Annotated in this window: 11 protein-coding genes and 1 pseudogene; 5 read left to right on the top strand and 7 right to left on the bottom strand. The window is 46.9% G+C overall.

Annotated elements, in window-relative coordinates; genetic code table 11:
* Positions 1-2: 2 nt before the first annotated feature.
* The 4 genes and pseudogenes from Q7C_RS01835 to Q7C_RS01825 all read left to right on the top strand — a co-directional run bounded on the left by Q7C_RS01835 (position 3) and on the right by Q7C_RS01825 (position 4,454).
* Positions 3-2,123 (top strand): efflux RND transporter permease subunit, encoded by a 2,121-nt coding sequence (locus tag Q7C_RS01835; protein ID WP_014703006.1) that lies wholly within the window; start codon positions 3-5, stop codon positions 2,121-2,123.
* Positions 2,072-2,293, top strand: a pseudogene (locus Q7C_RS13960) (hypothetical protein); the annotation flags it as partial. The gene Q7C_RS01835 and the pseudogene Q7C_RS13960, both read left to right, overlap by 52 nt.
* 44 nt (positions 2,294-2,337) lie before the next feature.
* On the top strand, positions 2,338-3,117 hold the full coding sequence (locus Q7C_RS01830) for an outer membrane lipoprotein-sorting protein (protein ID WP_202946511.1): 780 nt from the start codon (positions 2,338-2,340) through the stop codon (positions 3,115-3,117).
* Positions 3,118-3,131: 14 nt separating this feature from the next.
* A complete protein-coding gene (locus tag Q7C_RS01825; protein WP_041366383.1) occupies positions 3,132-4,454 on the top strand; it encodes a DUF1302 family protein in 1,323 nt (440 codons plus the stop codon).
* Positions 4,455-4,501: 47 nt separating this feature from the next.
* Here Q7C_RS01825 and Q7C_RS01820 read toward each other — a convergent pair whose 3' ends face one another.
* The 4 genes from Q7C_RS01820 to Q7C_RS01805 form a co-directional block, all read right to left on the bottom strand.
* A complete protein-coding gene (locus Q7C_RS01820) occupies positions 4,502-5,203 on the bottom strand; it encodes a 4'-phosphopantetheinyl transferase family protein (protein WP_014703002.1) in 702 nt (233 codons plus the stop codon).
* Between the two features lie 98 nt (positions 5,204-5,301).
* Complete coding sequence (locus Q7C_RS01815; RefSeq protein ID WP_014703001.1) at positions 5,302-6,534, bottom strand: FAD/NAD(P)-binding oxidoreductase; 1,233 nt, start codon at positions 6,532-6,534, stop codon at positions 5,302-5,304.
* A gap of 24 nt (positions 6,535-6,558) precedes the next feature.
* A complete protein-coding gene (locus Q7C_RS01810) occupies positions 6,559-8,262 on the bottom strand; it encodes an NADPH-dependent assimilatory sulfite reductase hemoprotein subunit (protein WP_014703000.1) in 1,704 nt (567 codons plus the stop codon).
* A gap of 2 nt (positions 8,263-8,264) precedes the next feature.
* Positions 8,265-10,058 carry an assimilatory sulfite reductase (NADPH) flavoprotein subunit gene (locus tag Q7C_RS01805; RefSeq protein ID WP_014702999.1) on the bottom strand — a complete coding sequence of 598 codons (1,794 nt, stop codon included), beginning with the start codon at positions 10,056-10,058 and terminating at the stop codon, positions 8,265-8,267.
* 414 nt (positions 10,059-10,472) lie between these two features.
* Here Q7C_RS01805 and Q7C_RS13955 point away from each other — a divergent pair, with 414 nt between their 5' ends.
* Positions 10,473-11,777 (top strand): methyl-accepting chemotaxis protein, encoded by a 1,305-nt coding sequence (locus Q7C_RS13955; RefSeq protein ID WP_014702998.1) that lies wholly within the window; start codon positions 10,473-10,475, stop codon positions 11,775-11,777.
* Between the two features lie 284 nt (positions 11,778-12,061).
* Here Q7C_RS13955 and Q7C_RS01795 read toward each other — a convergent pair whose 3' ends face one another.
* Genes Q7C_RS01795 through tolR form a run of 3 tightly spaced genes read right to left on the bottom strand, consistent with a single transcriptional unit; the run spans position 12,062 to position 15,293 of the window.
* Complete coding sequence (locus Q7C_RS01795; RefSeq protein WP_041366381.1) at positions 12,062-14,017, bottom strand: PhoX family protein; 1,956 nt, start codon at positions 14,015-14,017, stop codon at positions 12,062-12,064.
* Between the two features lie 6 nt (positions 14,018-14,023).
* Complete coding sequence (locus Q7C_RS13235) at positions 14,024-14,851, bottom strand: energy transducer TonB (RefSeq protein WP_014702996.1); 828 nt, start codon at positions 14,849-14,851, stop codon at positions 14,024-14,026.
* Positions 14,841-15,293 (bottom strand): protein TolR, encoded by a 453-nt coding sequence (tolR, locus tag Q7C_RS01785; protein ID WP_041366379.1) that lies wholly within the window; start codon positions 15,291-15,293, stop codon positions 14,841-14,843. The genes Q7C_RS13235 and tolR overlap by 11 nt, the downstream gene beginning before the upstream one ends.
* Positions 15,294-15,296 lie beyond the last annotated feature (3 nt).

Raw genomic sequence — 15,296 nt, 5'->3', positions numbered from 1 at the left:
TCATGCAAGCACGCATCATTGAGACCATCTTGCGTTATCGGGTCTGGTGTTTGATTTTGGTAGGGCTGGTTACCTTGGCGGCCTTTAACCAATTGGCGAACCTGAAAGTAGATAATTCCAATGAAAGCTTTTTTTTGAGCAGCGATCAAACCCGTGTTCAACTGGATGCTTTTAAACAAACATTTGGTAATGATGACTTCATTTTTATTCTGATAGCTGATGATCAACCTGTTGATAGCGAAAAACTGGCAAGTGCAGGCGAACTGGTTGATCGTCTGGAACTGGAAGTACCGCATTTGAGCGACCTTACCTGGATTGGTAATGTTGAATCCATTACTGGCGTTCCTGGCGGCATTGAAATTGCCGAGCTGTTATCCATGGGGATGAGCTCGGCAGAGATTCAACAGCAGATCCAGCATGCGGTAAATGACCCGGCATACCGTAATCGGCTGATTTCGGCAGATGGGCAGACACTGGGCATCTTGCTGGAATTTGAAAACTATCCGGATTCCGGTACCAATCCACGTAAAGAGAGTCCGCCAGTGGTGAATGCGATACTGGCCGACTTTCCTGAGCTGGATGCCCATGTGGTTGGTATTCCGGTCATGAATGCTTACATTGATGGCAAAACAGAAAAGGAAGGCCCGATCTGGGTCGGCGCATCATTACTTGGCGTTTGCCTGCTGTTAGGGTTGACTACACGTTCAGTGCGCGGTGTGCTGGTTCCGGCGGCAACGGTTGTGCTGAGTGTGATATGGACCTTGGCTATGGTAGCGACCATTGGCTATTCGTTAAATATGATGGCGGTGATGGTGCCAACGTTGCTGGTTTGCGTGGGCATCGGTGATACCGTTCACGTTGTGGCAGAAATGAAAAATCATGTCGCAGGTCAACCCTCACGAAGCGCGGTATTAAAACAGGTATTGTCCAGAGTCAGTATGCCGATCCTGTTGACGACGGTCACAACAGCGGCGGGTTTTTTGGCCTTTCTGGCGACAGATCTGAAACAGCTTCAAGAGTTGGGTACACAAGCAGCGATTGGTGTCTGGATCGCTTTTTTGCTGACGTTTCTGTTTGCTGTGCCGGCCATGTCATTTGGGAAATTGCCTATTGCTGACGAGGATACACCTTCAAAATCGGATGTTTACGATACCTTGCTACTGAAAATTGCAACCTGGGTCGGCCTTTATCCCCGGCTGATTATCAGCATTTTTACGGTGGCGATTGCGATGGCGGTTTACGGTATCACGATGATACAAATTGAGACCAATACGGTGCGGGATTTACCGGTTTCCGATCCACTGCGGCAATCTTTCGAACAGGTTGAGCAACGGATGGGTGGCGTGATGAGCCTGGAAATCGTTGTCGATACTGGTCAGTCCGAAGGTATCAAGGATTTATCGATAATCCATGATATGGATCAGTTGCAACAGTATTTAGAACAACATCCGCTGGTCGCGCAAACCGCGAGTATTGTGGATCAGCTCAAGCAGATGCATCGTGCTGTTCATGAAAATAAGCCGGTATTTTATCGTTTGCCCGAGACCGATTCTCAGATTGCTGAGTATTTATTGCTCTATGAAATTGGCGGTGGCAAACAATTGGAGCAGTTCGTCAGCTTTACTTACGATAAAGCACGTATTCAAGTCAGAACCAAAACACTGGGATTGCAACAAATCCGGCAATTGGAAACAGATATTTTGGCCTATCAGCAAGCCAATTTAAGCAATCTGAATATTCACTTTACCGGCACACTGGCGATGTTTCGAGCACTTGGTGATCATATCGCTGCCGGACAATTACACAGTTTTTTGCTGGCATTTATGGCCATTACGGTGTTGATGATTCTGGTGCTACGATCAATCAAGCTGGGTTTGATCGCGATGGTGCCAAATGTGCTGCCGGTGATCATGGCGCTGGGAGTTCTAGGTTGGGCCGGCGCTGAAGTGAACATCATGATGTTAATTTTGGCACCGATGATTTTGGGTGTGGCGGTCGATGACACCATTCACTTTTTTTCCGTTATCGAAAGCATTTTGATCAAGAAGCCGATCATGCCTTTGCCTATCAAAAAACGCTGCGCAGTACTGGTCGAGCCATTTTATTTACAACCTTGGTGTTAACAGCCGGTTTTTCCGGCTTTCTGCTATCCGATTTTCAGGGGCCACAGACATTTGCCTGGGCTACCGGGCTGGCGTTTATCAGTGCGTTAATCGCTGACTTTATGTTGGCACCGATCCTGTTGCGCTGGCTTAAACCCTTGCCCTCAAAGCAACTCGATCCGACAGCATGATAACGGGGATCACGTTTTATTTTTTGGAAACCAGACAGGAATCAATGATGAAAAGTCTCTTTTTCAGTTTATGTTGTTTTATTTACATGACGCCAGCCGCGATCGCCGCCGAGTTGACTGGCCGTGATATTGCCCAGAGATCAGATCAGGCTGATAGTGCTGCTGACAGCTTTCGTCACGCCATTATGGTCATTGAGCGCGGAAACCAAAAACTGGTTCGGAAAATGCGTATGTGGGAAAAGAAATATGGTGACGATGATCGTACTTTATTCCGCTTTGACGAGCCGTCTGATGTGCGGGATACCCAATATCTCTCATGGAACTACAACGCGGTTGACCAAGAAGATGATCTCTGGCTGTATTTGCCGACTGAGAATTTGGTTCGACGGATCAGTGGCGGTGGTAAAAAAGGGGCGTTTATGCGCAGTGACTTTGCCAATGAAGATATTGAAAAACGGGCCGTGGATGATGACGTCCATACCTTGCTGGGCTCAGAGCACTGTCATGATGGGCGAGCCTGTTATCTTTTAGAATCGGTTCCCATTCCTGCCAAAGCACGCTTTTCCAACTATGCCAAACGAAAAATATGGATTGATAAACAGCACTGGTTGGCACATAAGGTCGAGTATTACGACAAACGTGGTCGGCTGCTTAAAACGATGATACAAGGCGATATTCAAGAGATTGATGGTGTTTGGACAGCGACCAAACTGATTATGCAAACCCATGGCAAAGCGTCTCGTACCCTGATGCAATATCAGGATATTGAATACAATCAGGGGCTGGACGACAGTCTGTTTCAGCAAAGTGCACTAAAACGCTAGCTGAGTCGGCGAAAATGATGATCCGTCAGATGATGCATTGCCAATGGCCAGCTAATACCGGCAAACAAAATATCAATCATATTCGAAGCGGCCTTAAACTGACTTTTGCCGGATTGTTGACAGCCTTGCTGTTGATAGCAAAGACGTCATTTGCTGCAGGTCCCGGGGAGGCAGCCGATCCGTTTGATTTCGATTTGACTGAGTCAGCAGAGCCGACTGAAACAAACTGGCAGGTAAATGGCTATCTGGAATGGCGCTCCCGCTATGCATTGCCGCAGCGTGACTGGTTATCGAACCGGATGCTGACGCAACTGGAAACACGTTATGAATCTGACGAATGGTTGTTTTTTTCCAGTGCCCAGATGGAGTATGACCCAGCTACAACCGACTATCGTAGTGCTGAACGGTTTAATCTGAATGAAGCGTATTTTTCTTTTGATGGTGATCAGTTTGACTTGATGATCGGTAAACAACGTATTGCCTGGGGCGTTGCCGATGGCCGAAGTACCATTGACAGGGTCAATGCTGTCGATATGCGAGAGCCAATCGGTAATGGACGGACTTCTGCCCGACGACCTTCATGGGCGGTTTTTACTGAATATAACCAAGACTGGGGAATATGGGAAGCTGTCTGGTTACCTCGTGGACGAGATCGAAAATTTGCTGAATTTGGCAGCCCATGGGAAATGCCTTTCATCAATCAATTACGTCGCCAGGAACGAGACGGACAGATTGCGTTAGAAATCGACGATCCTCATCCTCATGAAGGAGGAATTCGTTTTACCCATTATGGCCAAGGACTGGACTGGGGATTGGCTTATTTCAATGGTTATACAGATGCACCGATTGTTTTGGAGAATAAAGATAACCGGATTTGGCTCCGTCCCGAGCGAATTCAGACCTGGAATATCAATCTGGCCTCTGGCATCGGCAAGAATACCTTGAGAGCCGAATTCAGTCATACGCCGGATTTTCCAACAATCAATGGGCAAACCGAATCGTTAACGCAAGTTGTCACAGGCTGGGATAGAACCTTTCTCACCGATCTTTATGTGAATATTCAGATTTATTGGGATGGCTACGACGAAACTGAAGATGACTATGGGCTGACCTTTGCGATTACCAATGGTTTTTATCGGGATGCGCTTGAACTGGGTATCCGCGGCCAAACGGCGCGGGATGCACAATATGTGCTGGAAGTGTTTGCTAATTATCAGGTCAATGACAATCTATCACTGGATATCAAAAGCCTGACCTTTGGTGGTGATACCGATACGGGGATTGGGGCATTTCGAGATAATGATTTCGTCGAACTTGCTATCCGCTATGCATTTTAGTGTTGCGACGAGCCAGTTCAGGCCCGTTTAAGCCAAAATAAGCGGGGTTAACGAAGCTGATAAACCACCGTTAATACTTGTTGATTCACACGGAAAAAGTGGCCATGTATTTCAGTGTCAATTGGAAAATCGGCCGACAGGGTGTCTGTTAATTGCAATACGATTCTACCAGTATTAGCATCAAGCGCCACAACACGTGCCGCCGTGAACTCAAAATAATGCTGTACAAAAGGGTGCAGTGCTTTAAACAGGCTTTCTTTCGCAGAAAAAACCAGGCTAAAAGCCTCCTCAAAAGGTATTTTCAGGCTTTTTAACAGCTGTCTTTCACTTGTATCCATGATGTTATTTTTTAATTCGCCCGCTAGTTTTTCGCTAACAATATTTTCCAGATCGATACCGAGATAAAGTAGATCCATCTGATAAGCAAGTACACAGATAGCCGTATTATTGGCATGGGTGATGCTGCCAATCACATGCGGTGGCCAGATTGGAGCGCGATTTTGACCAATCGCGATGGATTGGTTCGTAATGTCCATCATTGCTAGCGCTGATTGGGCAGCGTATCGACCGGCCAGAAATTCAGCCTGTCGTTTTTGAACGGCACCATGTAATGAGGCAGGAAAATGGATACCCATTTCAGTGTAAAGCGCCCGGTGATAAAGTGCGGTGTCAAAATTAACGGCAACAGCGTTTACAGGTAAGATTTTCAGCTGTTTTTCCAGCGGATTGGGTGTGATAAATCCGGTCATGCTGACGCCATTGTTTTTGGCTGCTGCAATCGCGTGAAAACCATTGAATTAGATTACCAGCCCGCCTTATCTTTAGCTGGGGGCGGGCTGGTGGCAGATTATTTTTTCAATGGTTTATGAGTAATGTCTGCCTCAAAGCCCTTGAGCATAAAATGCCAATACATGGGCGGTAAGAAATATTTTTTGACGAACCAGTAAAACCGCGACTCTTTGAAAGGGTTTAATGGCAGCGTTGGGGTGACAACGGCATCATAAGCAAATTCGGCCAGCATCACTTTGCCATAACCGGTTACAACCGGGCAGGAGGTATAACCATCATACCTTGCATCCAGCGGTTTGCCGTCGAGTCGGGATAACAGATTTTGTACCAGGACAGGCGCCTGTTTACGAATCGCTGCTGCAGTTTTTGATGTCGGCAATGAGCTGACATCGCCCAGCGAGAAAATATCGTCAAATTGCGTATGTTGTAAGGTGAATTGATCAACCGTTACCCAGCCGGCTTCATTGACTAAACGCGATTGTTTGATAAATTCCGGTGCACTTTGTGGCGGCGTGACATGCAACATGTCGAAATCCTGCTCGATTTCACTGCTGTTACCATCCGCATCTGTTACGGCAAACCGCGCTTTTTTATTCGGGCCATCAACGGCAATCAAATTATGATTAAAGTTTAGATTAACGTCATGGCGGGCTGCGGTTTGTTCGAGATAAGGAATAAAGTCAGGCACACTAAACAGCGCACCACCCGCATTATAGAAATTGATTTCTGTCCGTTTACTCAACCCGCGTTTGTGAAACTGATCCGCGGCGAGGTAAGCAATTTTTTGTGGTGCACCGGCACATTTAAACGGCACAGGGGGTTGCGTAAACAGGGCTTTGCCACCGCTAAATTTATCAATGCACTGCCATGTGTATTCGACAGATTGCGGGCTATAGTTACTGCAGACACCATTTTCGCCCAAGGTTTCCAATAGACCATCTATCTTATTCCAGTCTAACTGTATGCCTGTTGCAACAACCAGATACTGATAGCTAATAATCTCGTCATTTAGCAAGTGAACTTGTTTTTGTTCAGGATCAATTTGAGTGGCTGACTGACGAATCCAGGTAACTTGTTTGGGCAGTGTCGCTTGTTGGGGTTTGACCGTATTAGACAGCGAATAGGTACCACCACCGACCAGGGTAAAAGCCGGTTGGTAATAATGCACTTCACTTGGTTCAATGACAGCAACATCCAGCTGTGGTCGCTTGCGCAATAGTGACGCTGCCACAGTGGTGCCGGCTGTGCCGCCGCCAATAATGACGATCTGATGTGATTTTGGTGCTGTCATACCTTATTCTCCTTGAAAAGCAGGTTAGATGGCTATTTTGGCCTCATGCATCATCACTGGTGTACGTTCCGCTTCCACAATATTTTTACGAACTAAAAAGTCACCAAAGTGTTCTTCATTGGTCCGTTCTTTGGCAAACTGCTCAATTAATGGCCGCAACGTATTAAGAATGGTGGTTTCATCGACATTCTCAAGATACAGACGATTTAAACGTTGTCCAGAAAAATCAGCCCCCAAAAACAAATTGTATCGGCCAACTGCCTTGCCTGTCAGGGCAATTTCACCCAGATAAGGTCGGGCACAACCATTCGGACAACCTGTCATACGGATATTGATTAATTTCTCCGGTAATCCGGCATCAGCCATGATAACTTCAAGTTTGCCCAAGAACTCTGGTAAATAACGTTCTGATTCAGCCATTGCCAAGGCGCAGGTTGGCAGGGCAACACAAGCCATGGCGTTGAGTCTCAGTGCCGGCCGCCGGCTGCCATCATCTAACTGGTATTGGGTGACAAGTTTTTCAATGCTGGGTTTAGCCGCGTCGGAAATGTTCGCGATGATAAGATTTTGATTACAGGTGATGCGAAATTCACCGGTATGCACTTTAGCGATTTCCCGCATCGCGGTACGCAGTTGTAATTCATCGGTATCCGCAATTCGGCCACTGTGAACATACAAGGTCAAATGATGCATGCCATCATCGCCTTGCACCCAGCCAAACCGATCACCGTTACTGGTTAATTCAAATGGTTTGGCGTCCTGTAGTGGTTCACCATGGTATTTGGCAAACTGATCCCGGAACCAATCCAAGCCATTATCGTCGATGGTATATTTAAAACGGGCGTGTGGACGGGTTTCACGATCACCAAAATCACGCTGGATGGCCACGATACTTTCGCAAGTTTTCACTACTTGATCCGGCGTAACAAATCCCACCACGTTACCGAGGCGAGGGAAGGTTTTGGTTTCGCCATAAGTCATACCCATGCCACCGCCTACGGAGACATTAAACCCCAGTAATTCGCCATTTTCGATAATGGCAATCAAGCCAATATCATTTGCGAAAATATCCGCATCATTATGGGGTGGAATGGCAATAGCAATTTTGAATTTACGAGGCAGGTAGCGATCACCATAAAACGGCTCTTCGTTTTGGCCAGCCTGATAGACGCACTTTTCACCAAGCCAGATTTCCGCATAGGCATTTGACTGCCAGCATAGATGATCGCTGATCTCTTGCGCGGCTTTGTGTACCGCTTTATGGGCTTTGGATTCATGCGGATTAACATTGGTGACAACGTTTCTATTTACGTCGCCACAGGCGCCCTTGGTATCCAGACCCAGCGCAACGGTACGCTGCATTAATAGCGCCAGATTGTTCTTGTAAACTTCGTGGTATTGAAATGTTTGCCGCGTGGTTAGACGCAGTGTGCCGTTGGAACATTCATCGGCAATATCATCCAGGCCTAACCATTGCGCGCTATTTAAAACACCACCAGGTAACCGTAACCGAACCATGAATGAATAGAGCGGTTCCAGTTTTTGGCGACGACGTTCATCACGCAGATCACGGTAGTCCTGCATGTAGGTGCCGTGAAACTTGGTCAGTTTAGTATCATCTTCCGAAATCGCACCAGTTAACTCGTCGGCGAGGCCTTCCAGAATAGTGCCGCGCAGAAAGCGGCTATCGACTTTTAGTTGTTCTGCTTCAGGTAATTTTTTATTCATTATTAATACACATCACGTTGGTAACGTTTGTCACGGGTCATTTGACGTAAATACTCCGTGGCTTGCTCTCTGTTCTGATCGCCATGCTGACAAATGATATCCAGCAAGGCCTCGTTTACATCCGGTGCCATATAGGTGGCATCGCCGCAAACATAAATATGGGCGCCTTCCTCAAGCCAGCGCCAGACTTCTTCTGACTTATCGCGCAGTTTGTGTTGCACGTACACTTTTTGGTCACCGTCACGAGAAAAGGCAACATCAATTTTGGTCAGTAACCCAGATTGATGCCAGTCTTGCCATTCCGTTTGATACAAAAAGTCAGTCAAAAAGTGCTGATCACCAAAAAATAACCAATTCCGACCGGTCGCTTCACGTGCTTCACGTTCTTGCATAAAGCTTCGGAATGGTGCCACCCCGGTTCCGGGGCCGATCATAATTACTGGCACATCGTCGTTATCTGGCAATTTGAAATTCTTGTTGCCATCAATGTAAACCGGTACCGTGGCATCTTCATCCAAACGGTCCGCAAACCAGGTTGAAGCAACGCCACCCCGATCTCGCCCATGAGCGTTGTAGCGGACAACCGCGATGGTCAGGTGAACTTCGTCTTCAACAGCTGCCTGACTGGATGCGATTGAATACAAGCGAGGCGGCATTTTGCGTAAAACAGAAATAAAGGTTTCAGCATCAAGTTCAGCAATTGGATAGGCTTGCACCAAATCGAGAACATCTCGTCCTGCAATCCAGTTATTGGTTTCCGTTTTATCTTCCAGTAATTTTTGTAAGGTTGCATTACCGGACAACTCAGCCCATTTCTCTAATAATGGTTTGGTTAATACCGTAATTTCTCGGTGGCGGGTCAGGGCTTCATCAACACTGACATTATCATCGTCAACCCGAATGACCTGTTCAGCATCCAATTTCAATGCCGTAATTAACGCTGCAACCAAGGCGGGATCATTTTGCGCATAGACACCCAAGGCATCCCCTGGCTTATATTGCAGGCCAGATTCTTCTAAAGAAATTTCAATATGGCGCGTTTCTTTGTTGGAGCCTTTACCATTGAGTAATTGATTGGTCAGCATAGGCGCCATAAATGGATTTTTACGATCATAGGCTGAAGTGGTACCAGCACTGGCTAGCGTCGCTGGCGCACTAGCTGCCGCAGCGGGTGCGGTAGTCTCGATTGAATTTAGGAAGTCTTCGATCCATTTATCGGCCAGATCGTCATAATCAACATCACAATCTACCCGATCGATGATCGCTTTCGCACCCAGTTCACTGAGTCTTTTATCGAAGTCGATACCCGTTTGACAAAAGTATTCGTAACTTGAGTCACCCAATGACAATACGCTGTATTTCAGGTCATTCAGCTTGGGCGCTTTCTTACCATTCAAAAACTCATACAAATCCATGGCATTATCAGGCGGATCGCCTTCACCGTGAGTGGAGGTAATCAATGCCAGATGTGTTTCACTTTTTAATTGACGCAGCTTGTAAGCGCCCATGTCGACTAGCGTGGCATCAATACCTTGCGTTTTTGCCTTTTCAAGCAAGCGTTCGGCGAGACCTTCTGCGTTTCCGGTTTGAGAACCGAACATAATGGTTAATTTAACGGCAGTTTGTGATGGTAAAGCAGGCGTTATTGCCGCTGCTGTACCATTTTGCGCTGCGCGCCAACCGGCCAGATAACCAGCAAGCCAATCAACTTGCCAGCCTTCGAGTCCACCTAACAGAGCATTGAGCTGTTGCAGCTGTTGATCGGTAAGTGGCGCATTGGGCACCTGAAAATTCATGGGTCGCGTCTTCCTGAATAAAGCTTGAGATTTAAAAGGGCAACAAAATAGCAGAACTATTTATTTAAATAAAATATATATTTCTAATTTTTATATTCACAAAATAGATATAGAGGCCGGATGTAGGTGACTCTCTGACAATTCAACTACTTTCCGAACAAGTCCCGTTTGTCATGACTTGTAGCGTTATTTTCCCACAAAACGATGCGGATGGGGAAATAAGACGATTTAGGCTTGCCAATTCAGAAAATTCGGAATATAAAGAAATCAAGGTAAAGAACAGCTGAATGACAGTCTTATGAGGGATTCATTTTAAAAAAAAGTATCCACGAATGAGAAATGTCTAAGCCACTTCACGCAACGTTGCAGCAGTGGTTGATGCGAAGATAGATTTTCTGGTCTAAGGAGAGCCCTATGTTTCAACGTCATCGCCAATTACAAGCAACTCTGACAGCAGCAGAATCGCGATGTCAGGTGGCAGAGGCCCTCATTTCGGCAATTAAAGAGAATATTGCTTACATCGAATTTACGCCGACAGGCGAGATTCTATTTGCCAATAATTTGTTTCTTTCTGTGGTTGAGTATCAATTACAGGAAATTGTGGGTAAGCATCATCGTTTATTCTGTGAGCCAAATTATGCAAACTCAAGTGAGTATCAGGCATTCTGGCAGCAACTGGCTGCGGGTCATGCACAGTCACAACGTTTTGCCAGAGTCACGAAATCCGGGCATCGAGTTTGGCTGGAAGCGACATATTTGCCACTGGTCATTGATGGCGTCGTAAAAAAAGTCGTTAAACTGGCGTCAGATGTGACTGAGCAGACCAATGCGGCGTTGGAGCACGAAGCCATCATTGGCGCATTAAATCATTCACAGGCAGTAATCACATTTACGCCGGATGGCCATATTCTCTCCGCCAACCAGAACTTCTTGAAAACCATGGGCTATACGCTTGACGCCATTGTCGGTAAACATCATCGATTGTTTTGTCATGAGGCCTTTTATCAGGAACAACCGTATTTCTGGGAAAATCTGAAAGCGGGTCATTTTCATGCTGGCCGATTTGAGCGAATTCGCAAAGATGGTCAATCGGTCTGGCTCGAAGCAACCTATAATCCGGTTCGAAATACCGATGGTGACGTTTACAAAGTGATTAAGTTTGCCAGCGATATTACGGCAACCCAAATGCAGCAGCAGGCGATCAAGCTAGCTTCAGATAATGCCGTTGAAGCATTTGACGCTGCCGAAAAAGAGTGGCAAAGCTGCGACAGTATGTTGAATGAAACAGCCACGAATTCTCACTTGGTCAATCAGAAAGTTGATGAAGTTAATCAGATGATCACGGCGCTGAGCGCCCATTCCACCAAAATAACGGAAATCATTAAAGTGATACGCGGCATTTCAGAGCAAACCAACTTGCTGGCGCTGAACGCGGCAATTGAATCTGCGCGTGCAGGCGAACATGGGCGGGGGTTTGCTGTGGTGGCGGATGAGGTGAGAAAACTGTCGCATCGAACCCATGAATCAACGCATGACATTGAAGAGGTGACGGCTGAAAACAGTGCGTTGGTAGGGCAGGCTCAGACTTTATTGGAAAAAGCGTTACAAGAAGTCAGTCAGAATGACCAAAGTGTGAAAGAGGCATTAAGTCGGTTTGGCGTTATTCGTTCGTTGTCACGCCAGATTGCCCAGTCTGTTCAGGATTTACGTATCAGCTGAAACAAAAAAGCCCTGTTACGAATAACTGGGCTTTTTTAAATTCATTTGGCTCCCCGAGCTGGACTCGAACCAGCGACCATGATTAATAGTCAGTTGCCGAAGTGGCTCATTATGGTTTTTTTACTGATTTTGGTACGAAAGCAAGCCCGCATATAAAGTATTGATCAGCTAGTTTGAGGTTGAGGTGAGTCAAAACCGAGTTATTGTACGAAACAAAAATGTTACTCAGATGACTGTATCGTGGAATACGCCATTCTAAATGAGTTTATTACGACCTGGCAGACTCAGGTACCGATAACACCACCATCATTCTTGCGAATGATCACAGTCGTTGACCGAGGCCGTGTCTGTCCATCACTGGCTGGATAACTTATCCCCGGATGTTGGACATTTACCCAAAGCGTGGTGTAGTCAGGACTCCAGGTAATACCTGTGATTTCACACCCTCTGGGGCCGACCAGAAAACGCTTAATCTCTCGAGTTACAGGATCGGCACAGAGCATCTGATTGCAGCCCATAGACGCCATCACGGGTTCGTCATCATCGTAATCAGTAAGGATCCAGAGACGACCATCTGCATCAAAGCCCAGGCCATCGGGTGAGGAGAAAATATCCCCTTGAATGTTGCCAGTGAGGTTGGGGGCGGAAGCTGAGTTTTCTTTTTCTCCGGCAAGAACAAATAATTCCCATTCAAAAGCGGTGGCAGCCGGATCATTATTGTGCTCTCGCAGAGTAATAATTTGTCCGTGATGGTTATCAGCTCTGGGGTTTGCTGCATTGATCTCAAACTCTGAACCGCGAAGATGATTATTCGTTAGCGACACATACACATCGCGATTATTAGGATTAACGGCTGCCCATTCCGGACGATCCATTGGTGTGGCGCCGAGCCTGTCTGCGGCTGCACGGGCATTGATCAAAACGCTCTGTTGGTCTTCAAATCCATTGGCTACGGTGAGACCATTGTTACCATGATGTAGTGCCAACCACTCGCCCTGACCGTTATCGTCAAACCGGGCAACGTAAAGTACACCGTCATCCAACAAGTTACGGTTACGCTGTGGTACTGTTTCATCGTATCTTTGGCTGGGAACAAATTTGTAAATATATTCGCCTCGGGTGTCATCACCAGAGTAAAAAGCCATCTGTCCATTTTCTGCAAGTGCTGGGGCAACACATTCACGACTGAAACGCCCAAAAGCAGTACGCTTTATGGGAACACTGTCCGGCTCAAAAGGATCAATTTCTACAACCCAGCCAAAGCGGTTGGGCTCATTGACGTAACCTAGGTGAGCTGCTTCTGGGACAGGTGTAGCATCAAAACGCGGATCAACAGTGTTCCAGCCATAATTTTTTGCCAATGGTGAGGTAGAAATACCATAACGATGGTGTGAAACACGTTGCTGGTAATCAGTCTCATCATGATTAACGAAATAGTTATGCCAGTTTTCTTCACAGGCAAGATAGGTGCCCCAGGGAGTAAAACCATTGGCGCAGTTATTCAGCGTGCCCAATACCGTTTTACCATCCATATCGGCCATTGTTTTGACTGATTCATGTCCAGCGACGGGGCCACTCAGCTGCATCGGGGTAAAGGCCGTGATGCGACGGTTGTACGCCGAGGGGTAAACACGGTGCCAGATACCATCAGCACTTTGGCATACCTCAATAACACTAAGACCATGAGCTGCCTGTTCTTTTTTGACATCATCTGGATGACGGCGGTTGTTGATGATCTTTATGCCTTCTGGGTGAAGTGTTGGGTTGCTGTATTCATGGTTAATGACCAGCAAGCCACGATCAGGCTCGCCAGGAAAGGCGAAAAAATGCATGCCATCATGATTATCACCCGCTTGTTTAAGCTGCTCCTGCCAGCTATTCGATGCATCTGGCAGCCAGTCGACCGCATCAGACTCAACAGGATCGCCCCAGGAAAAGAACGGTGTTGCAATATAACCAGGCGGCACAATGACATCATCAAAAAGGGGATCTGTGACAACTGGAATTGGATTAAAGCCTATGAAAGGGCCATCAATGAGGGCGGGGTCAGTCTGTAAAGCCCATGGTGTTTTGGCTGTGGTGAGTCCGGCGATACCTACTGCAAGCAGGCCCAGACCACCCCTTAAGAATTGTCGACGGGATGATAGCCCTGATTCCCGTTCAGTGGGGTTGATGATCATATCATCATGACTTTCCATGACTTGATGGAAAGAGGGATCAGTGAAAGTTCTTTTACTCATGGCGGGTTATTGGATCCGATATTGAAAAGTATTACTCACATTAGTCACTGCCACCGCTTTGCCATTCACCTTGCGAGGGGTGTAACGAAACGACTGCGCTGCCTCAAGCGAGGGTCTGATGAATGCCGGATGACAATCATCAGACACTTCAGGTGACTCAACGCGACCAAGCTGGCTGACTCTATAGGTGACTGTACAATCGCCTTCCAGTCCTTTACGCAGTGCTGATCTTGGGTAATCAGGTGCGAGTTTCTCCACGGGCTTGAACTGGGAGACATCAAAAGGCGCTGCATCAACTTGGGAGGAGGTTGTCGCCACATTTTCAGTCTCATCAGAGCTATCGATAGGTTGCGAAGTTTGCAAAGTCTTAGTTGGTTTATCGTTGTTGGCTGTCTTAGTCGGGTCTTGAGACCGCGATGATGGCTTTGACAGTTTCGACTCTGGCTTCGGCTTTTCTATCGGTTTTGATTTTTGCTTAATTTCAGGTTTTTTTGGCGGTGTCGGTTCAGGCTTCTGGACTCGCTCGAATGCTAACTCATTATTAACCGGCTCAGGCTTGACCTCATGTGGCTCAGGCTCTGGCGCGCTAACGACCGGTTCAGATGTCGAAGGTTTAGTTCTGGGTAAGACCGGCTGCTTGATAACTGGTTCAGGCAGACTGAAGGTTTGTACTCTCACAGTATTTTCGCTGGCGGGAGACAGAGGGGTAGGGGTCACCCATGGCCCTAAAATAACAACCAGCACAGCAATATGAATCAACCCCGTCAGGGTGAGGGATAAGCCTTGACCTGAGTCGGAAGCTGAGGGGAGGTGATAAGCCAGACTAGTACTCATCAGGCGTTTCCGTGATAAGACCAATATCCTGGAACCCGGCATTTTGCAGGGCTGCAATTGCCGTAACAACGGTCTCGTACTGCGTGTTTTTATCGCCGCGGATAAAAAACAGAATATCGGCATTTTCAGCCATGATGAGGCTCAATTTATCGACCATTTCAGTCAAAGTGACAGCCTGATCAGATCGAGTTTTAATATCAACCTCCTCACTGACATTCCAGTAGTAGCTGCCATCACTGACTACCGACAAGGTAAGGATAGTTTTTTCACTGTCAGTCGGTAAGGCTTTCGCTGCTACATCCGGCAGTTCCAGTTTTATACCCTGGACAAGCAGCGGAGCTGTGACCATAAATATGACCAGTAAGACCAGCATCACATCAATATAGGGAACAACATTCATCTCTGCCTTTTGGGCATGGGGCTGTGTGGGACGCTTTAACATAGT

This window comes from Methylophaga frappieri (assembly GCF_000260965.1).
Classification (GTDB): Bacteria; Pseudomonadota; Gammaproteobacteria; order Nitrosococcales; family Methylophagaceae; genus Methylophaga; species Methylophaga frappieri.
The sequence above is the reverse complement of the archived record's forward strand: the minus strand, read 5'-3'. Positions and strand labels throughout refer to the sequence as shown.